The organism is Halostella salina, assembly GCF_003675855.1.
GTDB lineage: Archaea > Halobacteriota > Halobacteria > Halobacteriales > Natronoarchaeaceae > Halostella > Halostella salina.
In genome coordinates this window covers 106,551-127,896 of the sequence record NZ_RCIH01000007.1, presented here as the reverse complement: position 1 = coordinate 127,896, position 21,346 = coordinate 106,551, and the positions used below count along the sequence as shown (strand labels likewise).

The window sequence follows — 21,346 nt, the reverse complement described above, 5'->3', positions numbered from 1 at the left end:
GGGACCGGCGAACTTTTGCGTCCGGCGGTCCCACGGTGAGACATGGCTGACGACTCCGCGTCCGGGCGCGACACCGGGACCGACGACCCGGGTCCCGACGGGTGGGCCGACGACGACCCAGGGCCCGGCGACCCGGCGAGCGAATCCCCCGACGACGCCGAGGCCGAGGAGTGGAAGTTCGAACTGGACGAGGTCGACGATGAGGGGATCGTCGACGAGCGCGAGGCGATCGAACCCGGCACGCCATCGCTGGAGAACGCCGCCTTCGTCGTGCTCGGCGCGCTCGTGACGGTCGGCATCATCGTCCGCGTGGTGATGGTTTTCGCCCCCTGACCGGGAGCAACCTGCGAACGCTGCCGCGCCGTCTGCAAAAATGTTAATCAGTCACGGGCCCTAGGGCCGAGCATGGCTCCGACGCTACTGCAGATCCTCGGTGACGGGGGCAGTCTTCCACTCCTCCTGACTATCGCCGGGTTCGTCCTCGTCGTTCTGGAGGCGTTCGCTCCGGGTGCACACTTCATCGTCCTCGGCGTGGCGCTGCTCCTGGCCGGGCTGCTCGGTCTCGCGCTCGGGAGCCTCGCGACGCCGCTGGTGCTCGCGGGGCTGGTGTTCGTCATCGGCGCGGCGACGCTGTTCATCTACCGCGAGTTCGACTTCTACGGCGGGAAGGAGTCGGGGCGGACGAGCGACTCTGACTCCCTCTCGGGGAAGGTCGGGCGCGTCACGGAGCGCGTCACCGAGACCGGAGGGCAGGTGAAACTGCAGGACGCCGGCTTCAACCCGTACTACCAGGCCCGGAGCCTCGACGGCGAGATACCGGAGGGCGAGGAGGTCATCGTCGTCGACCCGGGCGGCGGCAACGTCGTCACGGTCCAGTCGCTCGAAGCCGACCACCGCGACGACATCGACCGCGAACTCGCGCGCGAGCGAACCGACCCCGCGGAGCGCGCCGCGCCCGACGGCGACGGGAGCGACGCGGCGCGGACCGACGACGCGACTGACCGCGCCGAGGGGGACACAGGCGTCGACGACCCCGGCGCAACCGACGAGGAGACCGACACCGAACCGGAATCGACGGGGTAGATCGGCCGTTCGGACGGGAACGCTTTTTACGTCACTGCCCTAAGGGAAGATTATGTGGTATCACACCATCCTCCAGGTGACACCGACGCTGACGGTCGTGGCGTTGCTGTTCCTGGTGCTTGCCGTGGTGACCGTGTACAGCATGGTCGAGATCGTCGACGCAACCGAGAAGCGCGCGTTGACGGTGTTCGGCGAGTACCGGAAGCTGCTCGAACCCGGTATCAACATCGTCCCGCCGTTCGTCAGTAACACGCACCGCTTCGACATGCGGACACAGACCCTGGACGTGCCCCGCCAGGAAGCGATCACCCGCGACAACTCGCCGGTGACGGCCGACGCCGTCGTCTACATCAAGGTGATGGACGCCAAGAAGGCGTTCCTCGAGGTCGAGAACTACAAGCGCGCCGTCTCGAACCTCGCGCAGACGACGCTGCGTGCCGTGCTCGGCGACATGGAACTCGACGACACGCTCAACAAGCGCCAGCAGATCAACTCGAAGATCCGCACCGAACTCGACGAGCCCACCGACGAATGGGGGATCCGCGTCGAGAGCGTCGAGGTCCGCGAGGTCAACCCCTCGAAGGACGTCCAGCAGGCGATGGAGCAGCAGACCTCCGCCGAGCGCCGCCGCCGTGCCATGATCCTCGAAGCGCAGGGCGAACGGCGCAGCGCCGTCGAGAAGGCGGAAGGTGACAAGCAGTCCAACATCATCCGCGCACAGGGTGAGAAGCAGAGCCAGATCCTCGAGGCGCAGGGTGACGCCATCTCCACGGTGCTCCGCGCGAAGTCCGCCGAATCGATGGGCGAGCGCGCGGTCATCGACAAAGGGATGGAGACGCTCGAAGCGATCGGCCAGGGCGAGTCGACCACCTTCGTCCTGCCCCAGGAGCTGTCCTCCATGCTCGGCCGGTACGGCAAACACCTCACCGGCAGCGACGTGAAGGAGGGCGAGGCCGACCTCGACAGCCTCGAGTTCGACGCCGAAACCCGGCAGATGCTCGGGCTGGACGACATCGACGAGATCCTCGGCCAGATCGACGAGGAGGCCCAGATGGACGTCGAGGCGATGGAACAGGAGGCCCAGGCCATCAAGCAGGGCGAGGACGCGGCCAGCATCCGTGACCCCGACGAGGTCATCGAGGACATGGATCAGAACTTCAACGCCGACGCCGGGTCGCCCGGCGACGACGAGAGCGAATCCAAGAACGACTAGCGAAGGGGTTTTACCCCCCACCGTGTAACGCCACCCTAATGGACGGTCCCCGCGACGTGGACGAGAGCAAGCGCGCGACGCTCCGCCGGTTCGCAGCCGTCGGAGCCGCCAGCCCGCTCGCTCGCTTCCGCGACGGGGACTCGACCGAGTCCGAGAGCAGTAGCGACGCGCGCGACGCCATCGCGGGCTACGTGACGACGACGCCGGGCGCGCACTTCTCGAAGCTCCGTGACGACCTGCAACTGGGCACCGGCGAGACCCAGCACCACCTCCGACAGCTCGAGTCGGCGGGTGCCGTCGAGAGCCGGAAGGACGGCGACTACCGTCGCTTCTACCCGGCCGGCCGGTTCTCCGCGTTCGAGCAGGTGGCGCTGGGCTACCTGCGCCGGGAGACGCCCCGCGGGATGCTCGTCGAACTCCTCCGGGACCCGACGGCGACGGGGTCGGAACTGGCGGACGCGCTCGACGTGTCCCGGCCGACGGTCAGCAAGTACGCCGGCGAGCTAGAGGAGGCCGGTCTGCTCTCCCGCGAGGACGGCTACGCGGTCGAGGAGCCGGAGACGGTGCTGACGCTTTTGGTGCGGTACGCGGACTCCTTCGGTCCCGACGCCGCCGCGCTCGCGGCGGACGCCGACGGGCTGATCCGGTTCGATCCCTGATTCGGCCTCGTCCCCGGTTTCGACGCGGCCACGTACGACCTACGCCGTCACTTTCCACGTCGTGCTGGACGAGTACCCCCACTTCTCCACGTCCACGTCGGCGTCGCCGTCACGGATCGCGGTCATGTTGGTGCCGACCTCCTTGGCGGTCATGTTGAGGTCCTCGCCGATGAGCCGCGATTTGAAGTACGTCTTCGTGTCGGCGTGCTCGCGGAGGTAGTCGAGGATGCGCTCCTGCTTGTCGGTGAGGTCGGCGGCGACTGGTGTGGCGGTCGTGCTCATACTACCGGGGAGGATGGTGACGACCTTAGGGGGTTTGGTACGCCCGGTTAATCCGTCGCTTGCTTGCGGTTTCCGGGATCGGAAATCCGGTTCTTCGGTGGGTGGAGGCGCGGGTTGGTACGGGCGGGAAACGGTGGCTTACCCACCGGTCCCGGTTTCCATCGCGGTTCGGCGCGACCGGTATCCAGAAAATTCTTACACGCGCGGTTGCGATGGCCACCAATGAGTCCCCCGGCGGTCGAGGTCAGCGTCGTTCTCCCCGCGTACAACGAGGAGGCGACGATCCGAGAGACGGTCGAGACGACGCTTTCCACCCTCGCCGACTTCCTCCCGGCGGGCACGTTCGAGGTGCTGGTCGCCGAGGACGGCTGCGACGACCGGACCCCCGAGATCGCCGACGAACTCGCCGCCGCGGACGAGCGCGTGCGCCACGTCCACAGCGACGAGCGTCTGGGCCGGGGCGGCGCGCTGGAGCGGGCGTTCGAGGAGGCGGACGGCGACACGCTCGTCTACTTCGACACGGACATGGCGACGGATATGCGCCACCTGGAGGAGCTCGTCGAGAGCGTCCGCTCCGGCGAGTACGACGTGGCGACCGGCTCGCGCTGGATCGAGGGGCGCGAGGCCGACCGCCCGGCCAAGCGCGGCGTGCCGAGCCGGGGGTACAACGCGCTCGTCCGGCTGTTCCTCCGGTCGAACCTCCGCGACCACCAGTGCGGGTTCAAGGCGTTCGACCGCGCGGCGCTGGAGGCGCTGCTCGACGACGTGGACGACGACCACTGGTTCTGGGACACGGAGGTGCTCGTCCGCGCCCAGCGGTCGGGCTACCGCGTCAAGGAGTTCCCGGTCGACTGGACGCCGAAGGGCGACACGAAAGTCGATCTGGTCCGCGACGTGTTCGGGATGGGCAGCGCGATCCTCCGGACGTGGTGGCAGGTCGCCGTCTCGCCGCGGATCGACCGCCGCGTGACGCTGGGCGCGGGGACGCTGCTGGTCGTCGTCGCGCTCGCGCTGATGACGCAGTATCTCGACCCCGAGCGAGTCATCGACAGCATGGCCGGGGCCGACAGGGGGCTGGTGGCGCTCTCGGCGGTCATCTACCTGCTCTCCTGGCCGCTCCGGGGCGTGCGCTACCGCGACATCCTCGCGGAACTGGGGTACGAGGAGCGCGTCGGCTTCCTCACGGGCGCGGTGTTCATCAGCCAGACGGGCAACCTCGTGTTCCCCGCGCGGGCCGGCGACGCGGTCCGGGCGTACGTGGTGAAGGCCCGCCGGTCGATCCCGTACCCGACGGGCTTCGCGTCGCTGGCGATCGAGCGCGTGTTCGACCTGCTGACGATCGCCACACTCGCCGGGGCGGTGTTCCTCGGTCTCGCGGCGACCGGCGGCACCGGCGGGCTGGAGTCGACGCTGTTCGGCAGCGGGCGCGAGGCGGGCCAGAGCGGGCGCTACGCGGTGACGGTCGCCGCCGGCGTCGGAGCCGCGGCCATCGCCGGCGTCGCGCTCATCGTCGCCACCGCCCGCTCGGACCGCAACCTCGTCCGCGAGGGCGTGACGCGGCTCAGTTCGGACAGCTACGCCGAGTACGTCGCGGGCGTCGTCGAGCAGTTCGCGGGCGACGTGCAGGCGGTCGCCGGGAACGGCCGCGCGTTCGTCCGCGTCGGTGCGTCCAGCCTCCTCATCTGGGGGCTGGACGTGGTGACGGCCATCGTCGTGCTCGCTGCCTTCGACGGCGTCGATCTGGCGCTCCCGACGCTGCTCGCGGTCGGCTTCTTCGCGGTGAGCGTCGGCAACCTGGCGAAGGTGCTGCCGCTGTCGCCGGGCGGCGTCGGCCTGTACGAGGGCGCGTTCACCGCGCTGGTCGTCGGCCTGACGCCGATCGGCTGGGGCGTCGCACTCGCGGCCGCCATCGTCGACCACGCCGTGAAAAACGTCGTCACGATCGTCGGGGGCGTCGCCTCGATGCTGCTGTTCAACGTCTCGCTGACGACGGCCGTCGAGGAGAGCGCCGACGCCCGCGAGACCGCCGCAGTCGACACCGATTAGCGCGGTCCCGCGACGCGATCAGTACAGGTCCGTGACGAACGGGCCGAGCGCGCCGGCGACGGCCGTCGAAAGCGCCCCCTCACGGTCGACCGCGCCGTCCGTGAGCGCGCCCGCCGCGCCGCCCTCCCGGGCGACGCCGTTCCGGTCCAGCACGTCGTCCATCACCGGGCCGAGTTCCTCACCGTCGTCGACTCTGGCGGCGATGTCGTCGGGAAGTCGCAGGCTCGGCCCGCCGCCGCGGCCCGTCCGGGTTCCGTCGGTGACGGCGGCCCACATGATCAGGAACAGCCCGTCGACGCCCGGCGGGCGCGGGTCTCCGCGCCGGTTACCGTCTCGGCGCGGCCGCGGGGCTGTTCGCTCACGCCCGAGTCGACCGGAACCGCTTCGACCGACGCGCCGCGTCCCGCGAGGACTCGTTCCGTCGCCGCTACCTTGACCGGGTTACCGCTGCCGACGCCGACGTCCATACTCGCCGGTTCGGCTCCAGCGACGAGAGCGTTGCCGTTCGGCGGTCGGGACACTCCGGGCCGGTCCCGACCGGCACGAAAACGCCCGTTTCAGTCCGAAAACGGACGTTATTCCGAAGCATATAAATAGTTTGCCCCCGAATGTGGAAAGTAAGGAACCATCTCCGGGATTTTTCCGAGCGATCTCCCCGGGTAGCTTCCGCCCTCTCGTACAATGACCGAGAACACCCGAACACGCGTACGCGGCTCCGAGGAGGAGCGCGAGACGGAACAGACCGACGAAACGCTCAGCTGCCCGGAGTGTAGCGGCCAGCTGGTCAACGACGAGGAGCACGGCGAGACGGTGTGTCAGGACTGCGGCCTCGTGGTCGAGGAGGACTCCGTCGACCGCGGCCCCGAGTGGCGCGCCTTCGACGCACAGGAGAAAAACGAGAAGTCCCGCGTCGGCGCGCCGACGACGAACACGATGCACGACAAGGGGCTGTCGACGAACATCGACTGGCGCAACAAGGACGCCTACGGCAACTCCCTTGGCTCCCGCCAGCGCGAGAAGATGCAGCGCCTGCGCAAGTGGAACGAGCGCTTCCGCACCCGCGACAGCAAGGAGCGCAACCTGAAGCAGGCGCTCGGCGAGATCGACCGCATGGCCTCCGCACTGGGGCTTCCGGAGAACGTCCGCGAGACGGCGAGCGTCATCTACCGTCGCGCGCTCGAGGAGGACCTGCTCCCCGGCCGCTCCATCGAGGGCGTCTCGACCGCCTGCGTGTACGCCGCCGCCCGGCAGGCCGGCGTGCCGCGCAGCCTGGACGAGATCTCCGAGGTGAGCCGCGTGGAGAAGAACGAGGTCGCCCGGACGTACCGCTACGTCGTCCGCGAACTGGGGCTGGAGGTCCAGCCCGCCGACCCCGAGAGCTACGTCCCGCGCTTCGCCTCCGGACTGGACCTCTCGGACGAGGCCGAACACCGCGCCCGCAAGCTCCTGCAGAACGCCAAGGAGAAGGGCGTCCACAGCGGCAAGTCGCCGGTCGGCCTCGCGGCCGCCGCCGTCTACGCCGCCGCGCTGCTGACCAACGAGAAGACGACCCAGGCCGCGGTCAGCGAGGTGGCCGACATCAGCGAGGTCACCATCCGCAACCGCTACCACGAACTGCTGGAAGCCGAGGAGAGCCTCGGCCTGGCCTGACCGGACGGATTCGGCCCTCTTCTTGCGTTCGGTCGCGGTTCAGTAGCCGTCGCTATCGTCGCCGACACGGCCCCGAACGCCCTCGACGCGCTCGCGCCTCGCCCGTGCAGTCCGCCATGGCCCGCCACCCACCGCCGACCGCCTGCCCTCCCCCGGGTCCGGACACGCTCCGCAGGGCGGAGCGGTCCGTCCCGGCCGCTGGGTGGTGGACAGGGGCGTCGGCGGGACCTTCGTCGCCGACCGGCCAGTTTTAAGTGAACTACCGTCGAATCGGCAAAGATGGCGCAGAAAGTTCTGCTGGACGTCGACCCTGGCACGGACGACGCTCTCCTGCTCGCGATGCTGCTCGAAGCGGACGACTGGGACGTGGTGGGTCTCACCACCGTCGCAGGCAACACGACCGTCGAGAAGACGACGCACAACGCCCTCTCCATCCTGGAGTTTCTGGACCGGACCGACGTGCCCGTCGCCCGCGGCGCGCATCGCCCGCTCGTCGACGAGCACGAGAACGCGGAGTGGGTCCACGGTCCGGACGGCATCCGCGGCGACCTCCCGGAGCCGACCGCGGAGCCGGTCGACGCCGAGGCCTCAGACTTCCTGCTTGAGACGGCCCGCGAGTACGGCGACGACCTTACCGTCGCGGCGGTCGGGCCGCTGACGAACGTCGCCGTCGCGCTGGCCCGCGATCCGACCTTCGCGGACCGGATCGGCGACCTCTACTTCATGGGCGGGGCGGCGCTGACCAGCGGCAACGCGACGCCGGCCGCGGAGTTCAACGCGCTCGCCGACCCCATCGCTGCCGACCGGGTGGTGCAGGACGCCGACCCGAAGATGGTCGGGCTCGGCGTCACGGAGCCGGCGATCATCCCCGAGGAGACCGTCGAGTCGTGGCGCGCCGCCGCGGAGCCGCTGGCGACCGTCGGCGAGTGGTGTAACTACCCGGACAAGCTCATGCACGACGGCGGCTACTCCGTCCCCGACGCCGTCGTCGGCGCACACATGGTCGGCGACGTGCTGGAGTTCGAGGACCTCCCGCTGGCCGTCGACACCTCCCACGGCCCCAGCCGCGGCGCGACCATCGCCGACACCCGCGACGAGGCCGAGAACAGGGAGACGCCGAACGCCGCCGTAGCGACAGATGTTGACGTCGAGGCGTTCCGGGCCGTCGTCGCGGACCTCGTGGAGTCGCTCTAAACGACCCGGTTTCGAAATTCCTCATCCGATGCGATCCGTTCGACGTTCGTCCGGACCAGTTCCGCGACGTTCCGGTGGTAGTCCCGCGTCGACCCGGCCATGTGGGGCGTGATGATGACCTCGTCCATCCCCCACAGCGGCGAGTCCTCGGGCAGCGGTTCCGCCTCGAACACGTCGAGCGCTGCGCCCGCGATATCCCCCGACTGCAGCGCGTCGACGAGCGCCGACTGGTCGACCACGTCGCCCCGGGCGACGTTCAGGAGGTACGCGTCCTCCCGCATCGCGTCCAACTCCGCAGCGCCGATCATGCCCTCGGTCTCGTCGGTCAGCGGCACCGCGAGCGCGACGAACTTGGCGTCGGCGATGGCGGTCCGGTACTCGTCGCTCGGATACACCTCGCGGACGCCCGGCACGTCCTCGGGCGTGCGCTTGACGCCGGTCACGTCCATCCCGAGGCCGTCGGCGCGGTCCGCGATCCCACGGCCGAGCGCCCCGAGCCCGACGACACAGATCGACTCCCCTGCGACGGTGAACGGTTCGTGCCACTCGGGCCGGTCCCACTCTTGGCGGCCCTGCGCGTCGACGGCGTCGTGCAGGCGGCGGGCGAAGGCGAGCACGTAGCCGGCCACAGTCTCGCCGACGCTGTCGTAGTGGACGCCGCTGCTGTTGGTCAGCGCGACGCCGCGGGCCTCGAACGCCTCCAGCGGAAAGCGGTCGTAGCCGGCCTGGACGGAGTGGACCCAGTCGACGGCGTCGAGGTACGCGTCGCGGTGTGCGAACGTGACGACGGCGTCGCAGTCCGCGAACTCGTCGGGGTCGTCGCCGACGACTGCGACCTCGGCGTCGAGGGCGGAGAGTTCGCTGGCGAGTTCGTCCGGCGGGAAGATGGCGCTCACCGACTCGTGGATCCCCAATCGACGGAGTTGCATGCGACACCTTTCGCGGAAACCGCCGTTCAATCTTGCGCCGAAAACGGACCGTACTTCGCCTCATAGTGTTTCTTCTCACTGGTGACCGGTAGTCGCCCGCACCGGTACTGGCGACAACCGGCAATTGGCGAGCAGAAACACTAGCAGGCAGTGAGTGGTGGCTCGGTGAAGTACCTCGTCACAAGGGGCTCGGTGGGGGTAACTGTCTTCATCGCCACCGGGCGTCCGTTGCGGACGCAGGTACAAAAGCGTCCGCAACCGGGCGTGGTCGCCGGCCACACCGATTTATACCGCTCCGCCCACAGTCGTCCGTATGAACGGTCGCGTTCGCGCCATCCACGTCGCGCCGGAACAGGGGGCCCCGCCGGAACCGGTCGAGGAAGTCGAGGCGGTCGCAGACGCCGGACTCCGCGGGGACCGGTATTTCGACGCCGACGGCACGTTCGCCGACCGGGACGGGGGCGACCTGACGCTCATCGAAAGCGAGGCGCTCGCCGCCGTCGAGCGGGACTACGATATCGAACTCGCGTCCGGCGTTCACCGCCGAAACGTCACCACCGAGGGCGTTCGGCTCAACCACTTCGTCGACCGACGCTTCCGCGTCGGCGACGCGGTGTGTCTCGGCACCGAACTGTGCGAGCCGTGTTCGTATCTGGAGCGCCACCTGGAGAAACAGGGCGTCCGCGAGGCGCTCGTCCACCGGGGCGGGCTGCGGTGTCGCATCGTCGACGGCGGGTCGATCGGCGTGGGCGACCACGTCGAGCCGTCGGCGCACGCCGCCGAAAGCGATGGATAAAAACGAGTAGCGCCCGTTCTCTTGGCTATGACGGACCACATCGTCGGTGGTCTGCAGGACCAGGCGACCGTCGCCGAACGGGTCGAAGCCGGCGCGGCACCCGACTGGGTCGCCGACCACTGGAACTCCTTCCGTGACGGACTGCTCGGCGAGCGAAACGGGACGCCGTTTCCCTGTTTCTTCGGGGCGGAGTCGGTCGAGAACGGCGACCCGCTGTACACGGCGGTTCCCTCAATGACGGACAAGGACGCCTTGCTCGACCTCGCCCGGACGCTCCGGACGTATCTCGGCACGTACCGCGACCACAGCGAGCGAGCGTCGCTGGTCACGTTCTTCAGGCCGCCCGAACGGCAGCTCTCGGAGGCCGAGTACCACGAGCGGCTCTGGCACGTCCTCCAGTTCCTCCACGTCCACGACCCGGAGCCGTGGCCCGAGGACATCCCGACGGACCCCGACGACCCGTACTGGGAGTTCTGCTTCGCCGGCGAGCCGATCTTCCCGACCTGCCGCGCTCCGTTCTACGGGACGCGCAAGAGCCGGTACTGCCCGGTCGGGCTGGAGATCACGTTCCAGCCGCGAGCGCTGTTCGAGGACCTCGGCGTGACCGGCGACACCGAGGCGGGCCAGCAGGCCCGGGACGTGATCCAGGACCGACTCGAAGGCTACGACGGCGTCTGTCCGCACGCCGACCTCGGCGACTGGGGCGTCGAGGGCGACCGGGAGTGGCCCCAGTACATGCTGTCGGCGGACGACGACCAGGCACCCGACGAGTGTCCCATCGCGGTCTCACGGGAGCATCCGAAGTCCGACTTGCTGCTCGACCCTGACCGCCCGGACGGAGCAACGACCGCAGCCAACGGGAGCCGATGACGCTCGATCCGGACGAGGACCCCGTCCTCCTGCTCGTCGATTTCCAGCGCGGCTTCGACGAGTCGGGATGGGGCGAGCGCAACAACCCGGACGCCGAACGGCAGGCAGAGCGACTCCTCGATGCCTGGCGGGACCGCGACCTGCCGGTCGTCCACGTCCGGCACGATTCGACTGAATCGGGGTCGCCGCTCCGCCGCGGCGAACCCGGGTTCCGGTTCAAACCCGGTCTCGAACCGCGCGACGACGAGACCGAGTTCGTCAAGCGCGTCAACGGCGCGTTCGTCGACACCGACCTGGCCTCGTGGCTCCACGAACACGACTACGGAACCCTGGTCGTCTGCGGGCTGACGACCGACCACTGCGTCTCGACGACGACCCGGATGGCCGAGAACCGCGGGTTCGACGTGGCGCTGGTCCGGGACGCGACGGCCGCGTTCGACCGTTCGCTCGACGGTGAGATGTTTGGGCCGGAAACCGTTCACCGCACGGCGCTGGCCCACCTGAACGGCGAGTTCGCGACGGTCGTGGACACCGACGCCGTCGTCGACGCCGTGTCGGTCGACTCCCGCTAACGGCCGCGGTACCGCCACGGAACGATTTATTCCCCGCCCCGTGCATTCCACTGCATGGAGATCCAGCACACCGCGGTACAGGTGTCGGACTTGGAAGCCACGAAAGCGTTCTACGAGGACGGACTCGGCCTGAAACACGCCTGGGACTTCCACACCGACGACGGCGTTCACAACTACTACGTCACCGGCGACGAACTCGACACCGAGATCCAGTTCGTCCACGACCCTGACGACGACGGTACGGTCGAACCGGACGGTATCGTCCACCTCGCGGTCCTCGTCGACGACGCCGACGCGACGCTCGACCGCCTGGTCGAGCGAACCGACTGCGAGGTTCTGAAGGGTCCGCTGACGATCGACGCGGCAAACGCCCGCGCCGCGTTCGTCGAGGACCCGGACGGGTACGAGGTCGAGATCTTCCACCGGATCGAATAGCCTCTTGGGCTGTCGGCTACCGGTTACAGTCAGTTCGGCCCGGTGTTGTATTCTCCCATCCTGGAGAAACATTCTTCCTGATCACTATATTTATAAACTATTAATCCGAGTAACTAATTGCGGAACGAATGAAGGAACTGGCTATCGCTCTACTCGTGGTGTCGGTCGCTGTGAGCGGCCCGCTGGCGGGCGTCTCGGTCGATAACGAGCCGCCACTCGCCGACGCGGGGCTTGACCAGACCGTGTCGCTCGGGTCGACCGTGTTGCTCGACGCGACCGGATCACGCGATCCCGACGGTAACATCTCGGCGTACAGCTGGCAGATCACGACACCGAACGGAAGCACGATCACACCCGACTGTCGCAGTTGCGGACGCACGGCGTTCAGGCCGACGACCACCGGCACGTACACCGTACGCGTGACCGTCACCGACGACGACGGCGCGTCGAGGAACGACACGCTGTACGTGAACGTTACTCCGGGCGACCCGCCGAGAGTCGACGTGACCGGTACGGAAAGCGTCGATACGGACTCGACGGCGACCTACACCGCCGACGTTCGACGCGGTGGCGCCCCGCTGGATCGCGTTCGCTGGCGGGTCGACGGGACGGTCGTCGAAGAGAGCCCTGTCGCTCCCGACACCGACACCGTCACCATGACACGGACGTTCGACACCCGTGGCGACCACACGGTCGAAGCGGTCGTCCTCGACACCGAGGACCAGCGGGACTCGGAGACCGTTTCGACGACAGTTACCCGTCCGTTACCGCCGACACCGGATCCGTCGGACCCTTCCGGAGACGACCCGACCGGACCCGACGACTCCGCACCGGCCCTCGAGCCGACGTTGACCGGCGAGCAAACCGTCACGGGTTCCGCGCCGTTCCGAGAGCAGTACACGGTCGACACGCGTCAGCCGACGGGGCAGGTGGCGCAAGTCCGTTGGTTCCGTAACGGCGAGCCAGCGGGAACTGGTGTCGACCAGACCGTCTCCTGGGATCCCGGCCGGCACACTCTGGTTGCGGTTCTCACCTATATGGACGGTCGCGAGCGCACGGCGACGTTCGCCGATGGAACGAACCGGGTGACCGTCGACGCTCGCCCGACCGCGGAGTTCCGGCGGATCGACAACGGGAGCACGCTCTCAGGGGCCGTCACCGCGACTGACCCGAACGGCAACCTCGAACGTCTCCGGGTGGCAGTCAACGGCGAGACGGTCGCGGCGTGGGACGCGTCCGACCAGTTCCGGACGGGTGATGTAAGCGAGCGAACGCTCGGATTCCTCACCGAAAACGTCTCGCTCGGTGCCGTCAACAACGTCACCGTCACAGCGATCGATGCACGGAACCAGCGTTCGACTACCACCCAGTCGGTGACGCCGGTCGCCGAACCGGAGATCGTCAGAGCCGAATTTATCAACGGTCCTGTCGACTCGTATCACGAGCGCATCGACGCGAGCCGGTATGCTGCCCATCACGTTGTGGAAGTCGACCTCGACGGTTTGGAGCCGAGTGATGTGTCGGTGGAGACTCATCCAGTTAAAAATGATCTAGAAGAAGTAGACAATGATGGATTCGGGCGCCACACCGAATATGATACTGCCCAAGATAGACTGATCGTACATACGTATTGGGCTGGTCCTTCTCCCAATTCTTATAAAACAACTTCCACTATCGAATCAGATGATATAGAAAAAACGAGTATAGATCAGAACGCAAAAAATGCAAGATTTAACATCACACCCAGCCCACCGGAAATCCGAATCGACATCACCCACGGCGGCAAGTATAATGAGGTCAGGCATCACGGGATGCTCGTTGACGCACGCGATTCGTTCGATCCTGACGGAACGGAACTTGAGTTCGAATGGGGAAAAGGTGCACATGGGACCGGAATCGAAGGTATTGGCAAATTCGACTCGTTCATGGGAGCCAACCTCACAGTTAGAGACGGGCACGACCTACAGAGTAAAATACCCAGTTCGTTCCAAAATTACTACACCCCGAGTGTAGCAAAGATCGAGGAGACGACCGAAGGTCCGTACAATGCTACGGACACCGTACAATTTAAACTCTACACCGAACGGTTCCATTTCACGAAGGTCACATTCCATGAAGACCATGGTATCGATGTAACCCCGTCTCACGGCGCTGATGTCGTGGCGGTCGAATCGAATTTCATCGAAGAGCGGGAAGAGAAAATCAGTCCGGATATTGATAAGAGCGGTGAACAGTTCGTCGTAACGGTCGAAGCCGAGGCCGGATCGTTCACGGACGGTCAATCGTCTCCGGAAGTAACGTTATACAACAAAGTCCATCCGGAAACGACACGCAAGTCGAGCCGATTGACGACGGAAAGTCCGGTCTTTAGTACTGGAGCGGTTCGACGAACGAATCTCTCGGTCGACGATCGGATGTATATCGCCGAGATCCCATACCGCACACGGCGACAGGTGATGTCAGCCGAGCGCCGGGACGAGTTACTCGACAACGGATATCGGCTCGACAGAACGGACACCCACGGCACCGAGTACGTCGTTGAAAAACGGGTGCAGGTACAGGAGCCGAAATATGAGGAGCAAACACGCGAGTTCAGTGCGAAGATCGCACGAAATCGACTGACGGATCGGAACGACGAATGGAAGCGGGCTGGGAGACAGTTCAGCCAGGAGACGCGAACCTACACTGAAACCGAGTGGCGGGATAGTCACGGTGGCAGCGGCGAATACACCGGCCAATCACGACGGATACAGACTGACTCTCCGGAGTATCAGACCGAACGGAAGTACGTCTACTCCACGTCGGTCCAGCGAACCCGAACCGTTACCGAAACGCGAACGATCGAAGTTCCGAAAATCATTGGCGACGGAACGCGCTCGGTTACGAGGACGGTTAAAACGGAGGAAACGTACACGAAACGAGTAAGCCACTCGTACTGGAGTTCACGCCCACGTGACCCTTCACATTCACAGGTTGCTACCCGGGAGACCCGTGTCTCACCAGCTGAGTACGAGACTCAGTATCAGTACGAGTATGAGACGGAGGAATCGGTTGAGGTAGTCGAGTACCTAGCAATGCGCCGGGTGCAGACGCAGCAGGCGGAGTACCAATGGCAGCAGTACGACGTGCTCACGAACAGAGCCGTTGCCAAGGAAATCGCCAGCAGGGACAAAGACTATCGACTCGGCGGTACCCGGCAATCGAAACGATGGATACTGAGCAAACAGACTTCGGTCCGGCGGATCACCGTCGACCAGTACGAGGATCCCGAGCGGATCGTCGAAACCACAGCCACTGTCAGTGGCGACATAGTGAAGATGTATACACAACTGAACGGGGAGAAAACTCGCCGAGAACACATCGCTACGTTCTCAAACGAGTACACTGGACCCGGCGTCGTCTCTACGGAAACGATCCTTGACAGCGTCACGGCAGACGACGAACTCCCCTGTACCCAAAATGGATACTACTCGGAGTGTGAAACATGAACCGGATACACTACGCAGTGGTTGGTGTATTATTGCTTGGGATCAGTGCGGCCTTCGTAGCCGTCCCCAGCACAGCTACAGATCTTGTCAACCCCGATCCAATAAACGAGACTGAAAACCTCACATCTGGGAATGGGATTAATTACAAAGTTAGATTTGATAGCACAGAAAATAAAATCCATGTCTTCGCGGAGAACTCGAATGACTTCAAACAGCCCGCGAGTTTTTATATAGATGTAGATGATCAGACCAATCAACATCGAACACTTGAGCTCGCCTCTGGTGAAACCTGGAACAGATCTTGGAACGTGTCGAACAGTATAGACGCGATGCAAGATAACCACACAGTCGAATTCATCGCGTACAATGCTACAACAAAGTTCAATTTCACACGGGAAATAGACGCCTCTAACTCTCCGGGGGTCCCGACTCCCCGAATCACAGACATCGAACTCGTCGAGGCAAAGGTGTACGGTGAACAGACGACAGCAGTCAGAGTGGCCGTGGAGAACCCGGCGAAGCAACTGTACAGTTCGATCATCATCGTGAACACCCGCGAGACGACGTACAGCCGCAGGGTAGCAAACGCCGCGCCACAGAACGACACTACGAGACTGGTCCCATTGGAAGAGGACCCGGATACACTCATCGCGGGTGAGGTGCGGTTACACTACGGGAACCTCTCGGTAGCCGAGGAAGGCTTCGATCAGCGCGAGTTCGTCGGCCGAGTCGACGGTGAACTCGCTGTGTACAACCGAACGTACGAACCGATCGAACCGCACTGGAGCCGAAACCAGACGTATCACTACGAGAACGAATCGGTCGAGCAGCAAATCGAGGCAAACGAGGAACACACCACGCTCGACTACGCTATCGTCGCCGCAGGTGGGCTAGTCACCCTCCTGCTGGCGGTCCGACTGGTCCGGCGCTAGTTCACTCGTTCCGCGGACTGCTCGGGTGGTAGTCGGTATCGTACTCGCCCACGTCGCCGTCGACGCGGTCCGGGTTGATCCGACCGCCGAGCAGCATGAAGTCGACGAGCGTCAGCGCGAGCATGGCCTCGACGACGGGGACGCCACGGGGCGGGAGCACGGGGTCGTGGCGGCCGATGACCTGTTCCTCTTTCTCCTCGCCGGTTTCCCAGTCGACCGTATGCTGCGACTTGGGAATCGAGGTCGGTGCGTGCAGCGTCACCTCGCCGTAGATGGGTTCGCCGGTGGTGATGCCGCCCTGGAGGCCGCCGTGGTCGTTCTCCGCCGGCACAGGCTCATCGTCTTCGCCGAACTCCCAGTGGTCGTTGCGCTCGTAGCCGGTGTACTCCCGGGCTTCGCGGCCGAGACCGAACTCGAATGCGGTCGTCGCGGGGACGGAGAGCATCGCCTGTCCGAGGCGGGCTTCGATAGAGTCGAACCGGGGCGCACCGAGACCGCGGGGGACGCCGCGGGCCTCGAAGTAGATGCTGCCGCCGATGGAGTCGCCTTCCTCCTGATACGCCTCGATGCGCTCCTGCATCCGCTCGGCGGTCTCTGGATGGGCACAGCGCACGTCGTTCTCCTCGGAGTGGTCCTTGATCTGCTCGAAGGAGACCTCGGGGGCCTCGATGTCGCCGATCTGGTTGACGTGGGCCTTGAGTTCGACGCCCTCGCGGGCGAGCAGTTTCTTTGCGATCGCGCCGGCGGCGACCCAGTTGACGGTTTCGCGGGCCGACGAGCGGCCGCCGCCGCCCCAGTTTCGCGTGCCGAACTTCGCGGAGTAGGTGAAGTCGCCGTGGGAGGGGCGCGGTGCGGTGACGAACGGTTCGTACTTGCCCGAGCGGGCGTCCTTGTTCTGGATGACCATCCCGATGGGCGTGCCCGTCGTGTAGCCGTCCTGCAGGCCGCTCTTGATCGAGACGTCGTCGGGTTCGCCGCGACTGGTGGAGATCATCGACTGGCCGGGCTTGCGGCGGTCGAGATCCGCTTGGATGTCCTCCTCGGAGAGCTCGAGGCCGGCGGGGCAGCCACTGACGGTGACGCCCATCGCCTCGCCGTGGCTCTCGCCGAAGGTGGTCACCTGGAAGAGGCGACCGAAGCTGTTGCCGTTCATTGTCCGCCGGTCGGGTCCCCTGGCATTTGAATGTTGCAGTACGTGCAAGAACGGGCGGACGCAGGAGGCACGGATCGAGCGCGTCGCCCACACGAACCAGGGGTATCACGCGTCTCCATCGTGGAGTTCAGCGAGCCGCACCGCCGCGAACGGGACCAGCATCTCGTGGGGGTGGAGCCCGCCGTGCATCCCGACGAGGTCGAGTTCGCCGGGTTCGGCGTCCCCCCACCAGGTGCCCAGATCGCGGTGCGTGAGCACGAGGTCGCCGCAGCGGCGGCAGAACGTCTCGGACGCCTCCGCGTCGCCGAACAGGCCGCGGTTCAGCGCCGCATCGCGGGTGAACACGCGGGCGTCGAGGGTAGCGTTCAGGTCGTCCCGGACTGCCGTCACGCGGTCCGGCCGAAGCTGGAGGTGGACGTTCCGCGGACTCCCCGAGATCCGGATCGGCGTGCCGTCGGCGTGCTGGCGGAGCGAGTCACCGACGCCGTCGACCGCCGAGAGGTCGACGTTGCGCTCGGGGTCGGTGTCGACGTGGCCGTGGTCGGCGGTGACGAGGAGGAGCGTGTTCTCCGCCGCCGTGCCGTCGAGTCCGTCGACGAGGCCCGCCTGGAGCTGCTCGCAGACTGCCGCGACCGTCTCGTCGTAGGTCGCGGAGTCGGTGCCCTCGGCGTGGGCCGCGTGGTCGACGTGTGGGACGTAGGTGAACACGTACGACGGCGGATCGGCGGATTCGACCGCGTCACGGAGTTTCGGGCCGACCTCGTCGAGGCTCTCGTAGGGGCGCTCCCGGACGCTCGACTGCTGGGCGGCGTGGGGGTCGACCAGCGTCGACTCGATGCCGGCGTCGGCCAGCTCGGGGTACAGCGGCTCGGCGTCGGCCACGTCGTCGCGGGTTAGTCCGGTCGGCTCGTTCCCCGCCTTCGTCCGGAACGGGAGCGCCTCGAACGCCTCGTCGACCGTCGGCTCGTACACGTTCCAGCCGATCACGCCGTGTTCGGCGGGGAGACGGCCGGTGTGAAACGTCGTGACCGCGGCGGCGGTTTCGGAGGGGTAGATGGAAGTCAGCGGCGTCACGACGCCGCGCTCGGTGATGCGGGCGAGGAACTCGGTGTCACCGTGGTGGCGCTTCCAGCCGTCGAGGCCGAAGCCGTCGACGAGCGCGACGACGACGGTGTCGATCCCCGTGGTGTCGACGCCGTCGAAGACATCGGCCGGGAGCGACCGTCCGGTGTCGGCACCCAGTAGCGAGGCGACGGTGTGCGGGACGTTCGCGAAGCAGTAGTCCTCGTACGCCGGAAAGAGGAAGCCGTCCTCGCCGTGGTCGTCCCGGAGCCGTCGCTCGACTGACTCGCGGAGCATATCGATGGGGTCGTGAGAGCGGACAAAGTAGTTGCCGGTCCTGCGGTAACGACTGACACACCGTCGGCGTCGTCACTCGTCGTGCCGCTGCACCGGCGCACCGAGCCCCTCCAGCACGTCGAAGAAGCCGGGGAACGACACGTCGACGTGCTCGCCGCCGCGGATCGTGGTCTCGCCGTCGGCGACCAGCCCGGCGACGGCCAGCGACATGACGATCCGGTGGTCGGCCCGGCCGTCGACGGTCGCGCCGACGAGGTCGGAGTCGCCGCCGTGGACGACCAGTTCGTCCCGTTTCTCGGTCACCGACGCGCCCAGCGTTTCGAGTTCCTCGGCCATCGCGCTGACGCGGTCGGTCTCCTTGTAGCGGACGTGCTCGCAGTCGACGATGCGGGTGTCGCCGTCCGCGACCGCGCCCAGCGCCGCGATGGTTGGGAGCAGGTCGGGCGTGTCGCCGACGCCGACCGTCGTCCCGGAGAGGGCCGACTGCTCGATTTCGATGACCCCTTCGTCGCGGTCCCAGTCGACCGACGCGCCCATGTCCGCCAGCACGTCGACGATGGCGCTGTCGCCCTGTGCGCTCGGGCGTGCCCCCTCGACCCGGATCCCGTCCTCGGCGGCGACCGCGCCGGCGGCGAGCAGGTACGACATCGACGAGAAGTCGCCGGGGACGCGGTACTCGCCGCCCGTGGGGGCGTACGACTGCCCGCCGTCGACGCGAAAGCCGTCCGCGGTCCGTTCGGCGTCGACGCCGAAGTCGTCGAGCACCTCGACGGTGATGTCGACGTACGGCGCGGACTTCAGTTCGGTTTCGAGGTCGACCGCGATCCCCTCGTCGGTGACCGCGCCGGCCATCAGGAGGGCGGTGACGTACTGCGAGGACACGTCGCCGGGGATCGAGACGGTGCCGCCGTCGACGGGGCCGCCGACGACGAGCGGGGCCTGCCCGTTGCCGCGCGTGCTCTCGGCGCGCCCGCCGAGCTGTTCGACCGCGTCCAGCAGCGGCCCCTGGGGGCGGGACCGTAGCGACCCGTCGCCGGTGAGCACCGTCGCGCCGTCGGCCAGCGCCGCGGCGGCGGTGACGAGCCGCATCGTCGTCCCGCTGTTGGCGCAGTCGATCACGTCGTCGGGCACGTCGGGGCGGCCGGCAAAGCCCGCGACCGCGAGTTCGCCGCCGGTCCGCTCGACCGTTCCGCCGAACGCCTCCACGGCGCGGGCCGTCGCCCGGGTGTCGGCGCTCCAGAGGGGGTCCCGAACCGTCGCCTCGTCGGCGTAGCCGGCGGCGAGGACGGCGCGGTGCGTGTAGCTCTTCGACGGCGGCGCGCGGGCGACCCCCGTGACTGCCGACTGGGAGACGGTGACGTTCATGGACGGGCAGTTTCCCCGCACCGGTATCAGGCTACCGGAGGCGGCAGCGCTGGCGCGGCGGCCGACGCCGGCAACCCCCGCGGGGAAACCAGTCACGTTTTGTGGGTTCCTCCCGCAGGGAACCGCATGGAACCGGACCTCTCCGACCTCGACGCGCACCTCGCGGACGTCGACGCGGACGGCTACCTGATCTTCGCGGACGGCGACGAGTCCGACCAGCTCTACCTCGCCGGGTTCGGCGCGCCCGACCCGTTCACGACGCTGTACACGCCCGACGGCACCCACCTGCTCGTCTCCGGGCTGGAGTACGGCCGTGCGGTCTCGGAGAGCCGGGCCGACAGCGTCGCCCGCCTCGCCGAGTACGACGCCCGGGCGAACGTCGAGGAGTACGGTAAGCACGAGGGAGGCTGCCGGACGCGCGCCGCGTTCCTCGCCGACCACGGCGTCGAGCGCGTCGCCGTCCCCGAGGACTTCCCCGTCGCGATGGCCGACACGCTCCGGGACCTCGGCGTCGACGTGGTGCCGGAGACCGACGACGTGATCACAGAGATACGGGCGGTCAAAACCGACGAGGAGGTCGACCACATTCGGACCGCACAGCGTGCCAACGAGGCCGCGATGGCCGCCGCCGAGGAGCTCATCGCCGCGGCGGACGTCGAGGACGGCACGCTCGTCCACGACGGCGAGCCGCTGACCAGCGAGCGCGTGACCGAGGAGATAGAGGTGACGCTGCTGCGCCACGGCTGCGCGCTGGACGAGACGATCGTCGCCTGCGGCGCGGACGCGGCCGACCCCCACGACCGCGGCAGCGGGCCGCTCCGGGCCGACGAGACGATCGTCGTCGACATCTTCCCCCGGGACAAGGCGAGCAACTACCACGCCGACATGACCCGGACGTTCGTGAAGGGCGAGCCGTCCGACGCGGTGCGGGACTACTACGAGGTCACGCTGGACGCTCAGGAGGCGGCGTTCGACGCCATCGAGCCCGGCGTGACGGGCGAGGACGTCCACGACGCCGTCTGTGACGTGTACGAGGACGCGGGCTACCCGACCCTCCGGAGCGACGAGGCGGCCGAGACGGGGTTCATCCACGGCACCGGCCACGGGATCGGCCTCGACGTCCACGAACTCCCGACCGTCTCCCCCAACGGCGGCGAACTCGAACCCGGCCATGTGATAACGGTCGAGCCGGGCCTGTACGACCCCGAGGTCGGCGGCGTCCGGATCGAGGACTTCGTCGTCGTCACCGAGGACGGCTACGAGAACCTCGTCGACTACGAGAAGGAACTGGTCGTCGACTGAGCCGCCGGCACCGCAGTC

19 protein-coding genes and 1 pseudogene are annotated in these 21,346 nt (G+C 66.9%); 14 read left to right on the top strand and 6 right to left on the bottom strand.

Annotation, left to right across the window (positions count from 1 at the left end):
* Nucleotides 1–42: 42 nt before the first annotated feature.
* The 4 genes from D8896_RS14310 to D8896_RS14295 all read left to right on the top strand — a co-directional run bounded on the left by D8896_RS14310 (nt 43) and on the right by D8896_RS14295 (nt 2,955).
* Nucleotides 43–333 carry a DUF7312 domain-containing protein gene (locus D8896_RS14310; RefSeq protein WP_121822793.1) on the top strand — a complete coding sequence of 97 codons (291 nt, stop codon included), beginning with the start codon at nt 43–45 and terminating at the stop codon, nt 331–333.
* A gap of 72 nt (nt 334–405) precedes the next feature.
* Nucleotides 406–1,083, top strand: coding sequence for an NfeD family protein (locus D8896_RS14305; RefSeq protein ID WP_121822792.1), 678 nt, complete (start codon nt 406–408; stop codon nt 1,081–1,083).
* A gap of 52 nt (nt 1,084–1,135) precedes the next feature.
* On the top strand, nt 1,136–2,296 hold the full coding sequence (locus D8896_RS14300; protein WP_121822791.1) for an SPFH domain-containing protein: 1,161 nt from the start codon (nt 1,136–1,138) through the stop codon (nt 2,294–2,296).
* 38 nt (nt 2,297–2,334) lie between these two features.
* Nucleotides 2,335–2,955: a winged helix-turn-helix transcriptional regulator gene (locus D8896_RS14295; RefSeq protein WP_121822790.1), complete on the top strand. Its 621-nt coding sequence runs from the start codon at nt 2,335–2,337 to the stop codon at nt 2,953–2,955.
* 39 nt (nt 2,956–2,994) lie between these two features.
* Here the strand turns inward: D8896_RS14295 and D8896_RS14290 are convergent, their stop codons facing one another.
* Nucleotides 2,995–3,237, bottom strand: a complete 243-nt coding sequence (locus tag D8896_RS14290) for a DUF7123 family protein (RefSeq protein WP_121822789.1) — start codon at nt 3,235–3,237, stop codon at nt 2,995–2,997.
* A 222-nt stretch (nt 3,238–3,459) separates the two neighbouring features.
* Between D8896_RS14290 and D8896_RS14285 the strand changes: the two genes are divergently transcribed.
* A complete protein-coding gene (locus tag D8896_RS14285) occupies nt 3,460–5,283 on the top strand; it encodes a flippase-like domain-containing protein (protein WP_121822788.1) in 1,824 nt (607 codons plus the stop codon).
* 18 nt (nt 5,284–5,301) lie between these two features.
* Here D8896_RS14285 and D8896_RS20150 read toward each other — a convergent pair.
* Nucleotides 5,302–5,750, bottom strand: a pseudogene (locus tag D8896_RS20150) (DUF84 family protein).
* A gap of 214 nt (nt 5,751–5,964) precedes the next feature.
* Here D8896_RS20150 and D8896_RS14275 point away from each other — a divergent pair.
* Together D8896_RS14275 and D8896_RS14270 are read left to right on the top strand one after the other, a co-directional pair.
* Nucleotides 5,965–6,933: a transcription initiation factor IIB gene (locus D8896_RS14275; RefSeq protein WP_121822787.1), complete on the top strand. Its 969-nt coding sequence runs from the start codon at nt 5,965–5,967 to the stop codon at nt 6,931–6,933.
* A 279-nt stretch (nt 6,934–7,212) separates the two neighbouring features.
* On the top strand, nt 7,213–8,127 hold the full coding sequence (locus D8896_RS14270; RefSeq protein ID WP_121822786.1) for a nucleoside hydrolase: 915 nt from the start codon (nt 7,213–7,215) through the stop codon (nt 8,125–8,127).
* Here D8896_RS14270 and ddh read toward each other — a convergent pair.
* Nucleotides 8,124–9,056 carry a D-2-hydroxyacid dehydrogenase gene (gene ddh / locus D8896_RS14265; RefSeq protein ID WP_121822785.1) on the bottom strand — a complete coding sequence of 311 codons (933 nt, stop codon included), beginning with the start codon at nt 9,054–9,056 and terminating at the stop codon, nt 8,124–8,126. The two genes, D8896_RS14270 and ddh, sit on opposite strands and share 4 nt — an antisense overlap.
* 313 nt (nt 9,057–9,369) lie before the next feature.
* Here ddh and D8896_RS14260 point away from each other — a divergent pair, with 313 nt between their 5' ends.
* From D8896_RS14260 to D8896_RS19485, 6 genes are all read left to right on the top strand, one after another.
* Nucleotides 9,370–9,852: an MOSC domain-containing protein gene (locus D8896_RS14260; RefSeq protein WP_121822784.1), complete on the top strand. Its 483-nt coding sequence runs from the start codon at nt 9,370–9,372 to the stop codon at nt 9,850–9,852.
* A gap of 27 nt (nt 9,853–9,879) precedes the next feature.
* Nucleotides 9,880–10,722: a YqcI/YcgG family protein gene (locus tag D8896_RS14255; RefSeq protein WP_121822783.1), complete on the top strand. Its 843-nt coding sequence runs from the start codon at nt 9,880–9,882 to the stop codon at nt 10,720–10,722.
* Entirely contained in the window at nt 10,719–11,294 is a 576-nt protein-coding gene (locus D8896_RS14250; protein WP_121822782.1) for a cysteine hydrolase family protein, read from the top strand. The genes D8896_RS14255 and D8896_RS14250 overlap by 4 nt, the downstream gene beginning before the upstream one ends.
* 54 nt (nt 11,295–11,348) lie before the next feature.
* A complete protein-coding gene (locus D8896_RS14245) occupies nt 11,349–11,729 on the top strand; it encodes a VOC family protein (RefSeq protein WP_121822781.1) in 381 nt (126 codons plus the stop codon).
* Between the two features lie 128 nt (nt 11,730–11,857).
* Nucleotides 11,858–15,217 (top strand): PKD domain-containing protein, encoded by a 3,360-nt coding sequence (locus tag D8896_RS14240; RefSeq protein ID WP_121822780.1) that lies wholly within the window; start codon nt 11,858–11,860, stop codon nt 15,215–15,217.
* Nucleotides 15,214–16,149, top strand: coding sequence for a hypothetical protein (locus D8896_RS19485; protein ID WP_162991573.1), 936 nt, complete (start codon nt 15,214–15,216; stop codon nt 16,147–16,149). The genes D8896_RS14240 and D8896_RS19485 overlap by 4 nt, the downstream gene beginning before the upstream one ends.
* A gap of 1 nt (nt 16,150) precedes the next feature.
* Here the strand turns inward: D8896_RS19485 and aroC are convergent, their stop codons facing one another.
* From aroC to aroA, 3 genes are all read right to left on the bottom strand, one after another.
* The gene (gene aroC, locus D8896_RS14225; protein WP_121822777.1) at nt 16,151–17,302 is read right to left on the bottom strand and encodes a chorismate synthase; all 1,152 of its coding nucleotides are present in this window, start codon (nt 17,300–17,302) and stop codon (nt 16,151–16,153) included.
* Between the two features lie 105 nt (nt 17,303–17,407).
* Nucleotides 17,408–18,661 (bottom strand): alkaline phosphatase family protein, encoded by a 1,254-nt coding sequence (locus D8896_RS14220; RefSeq protein WP_121822776.1) that lies wholly within the window; start codon nt 18,659–18,661, stop codon nt 17,408–17,410.
* A gap of 72 nt (nt 18,662–18,733) precedes the next feature.
* Entirely contained in the window at nt 18,734–20,026 is a 1,293-nt protein-coding gene (aroA, locus tag D8896_RS14215; RefSeq protein ID WP_121822775.1) for a 3-phosphoshikimate 1-carboxyvinyltransferase, read from the bottom strand.
* Between the two features lie 126 nt (nt 20,027–20,152).
* Here aroA and D8896_RS14210 point away from each other — a divergent pair, with 126 nt between their 5' ends.
* Nucleotides 20,153–21,328 carry a M24 family metallopeptidase gene (locus tag D8896_RS14210; protein ID WP_121822774.1) on the top strand — a complete coding sequence of 392 codons (1,176 nt, stop codon included), beginning with the start codon at nt 20,153–20,155 and terminating at the stop codon, nt 21,326–21,328.
* Nucleotides 21,329–21,346 lie beyond the last annotated feature (18 nt).

Bases quoted from the DNA above. Each gene is read 5' to 3' on its own strand.
- D8896_RS14310 (WP_121822793.1), top strand. From the start codon at position 43: ATGGCTGACGACTCCGCGTCCGGGCGCGACACCGGGACCGACGACCCG.
- D8896_RS14305 (WP_121822792.1), top strand. From the start codon at position 406: ATGGCTCCGACGCTACTGCAGATCCTCGGTGACGGGGGCAGTCTTCCA.
- D8896_RS14300 (WP_121822791.1), top strand. From the start codon at position 1,136: ATGTGGTATCACACCATCCTCCAGGTGACACCGACGCTGACGGTCGTG.
- D8896_RS14295 (WP_121822790.1), top strand. From the start codon at position 2,335: ATGGACGGTCCCCGCGACGTGGACGAGAGCAAGCGCGCGACGCTCCGC.
- D8896_RS14290 (WP_121822789.1), bottom strand. From the start codon at position 3,237: ATGAGCACGACCGCCACACCAGTCGCCGCCGACCTCACCGACAAGCAG.
- D8896_RS14285 (WP_121822788.1), top strand. From the start codon at position 3,460: ATGAGTCCCCCGGCGGTCGAGGTCAGCGTCGTTCTCCCCGCGTACAAC.
- D8896_RS14275 (WP_121822787.1), top strand. From the start codon at position 5,965: ATGACCGAGAACACCCGAACACGCGTACGCGGCTCCGAGGAGGAGCGC.
- D8896_RS14270 (WP_121822786.1), top strand. From the start codon at position 7,213: ATGGCGCAGAAAGTTCTGCTGGACGTCGACCCTGGCACGGACGACGCT.
- ddh (WP_121822785.1), bottom strand. From the start codon at position 9,056: ATGCAACTCCGTCGATTGGGGATCCACGAGTCGGTGAGCGCCATCTTC.
- D8896_RS14260 (WP_121822784.1), top strand. From the start codon at position 9,370: ATGAACGGTCGCGTTCGCGCCATCCACGTCGCGCCGGAACAGGGGGCC.
- D8896_RS14255 (WP_121822783.1), top strand. From the start codon at position 9,880: ATGACGGACCACATCGTCGGTGGTCTGCAGGACCAGGCGACCGTCGCC.
- D8896_RS14250 (WP_121822782.1), top strand. From the start codon at position 10,719: ATGACGCTCGATCCGGACGAGGACCCCGTCCTCCTGCTCGTCGATTTC.
- D8896_RS14245 (WP_121822781.1), top strand. From the start codon at position 11,349: ATGGAGATCCAGCACACCGCGGTACAGGTGTCGGACTTGGAAGCCACG.
- D8896_RS14240 (WP_121822780.1), top strand. From the start codon at position 11,858: ATGAAGGAACTGGCTATCGCTCTACTCGTGGTGTCGGTCGCTGTGAGC.
- D8896_RS19485 (WP_162991573.1), top strand. From the start codon at position 15,214: ATGAACCGGATACACTACGCAGTGGTTGGTGTATTATTGCTTGGGATC.
- aroC (WP_121822777.1), bottom strand. From the start codon at position 17,302: ATGAACGGCAACAGCTTCGGTCGCCTCTTCCAGGTGACCACCTTCGGC.
- D8896_RS14220 (WP_121822776.1), bottom strand. From the start codon at position 18,661: ATGCTCCGCGAGTCAGTCGAGCGACGGCTCCGGGACGACCACGGCGAG.
- aroA (WP_121822775.1), bottom strand. From the start codon at position 20,026: ATGAACGTCACCGTCTCCCAGTCGGCAGTCACGGGGGTCGCCCGCGCG.
- D8896_RS14210 (WP_121822774.1), top strand. From the start codon at position 20,153: ATGGAACCGGACCTCTCCGACCTCGACGCGCACCTCGCGGACGTCGAC.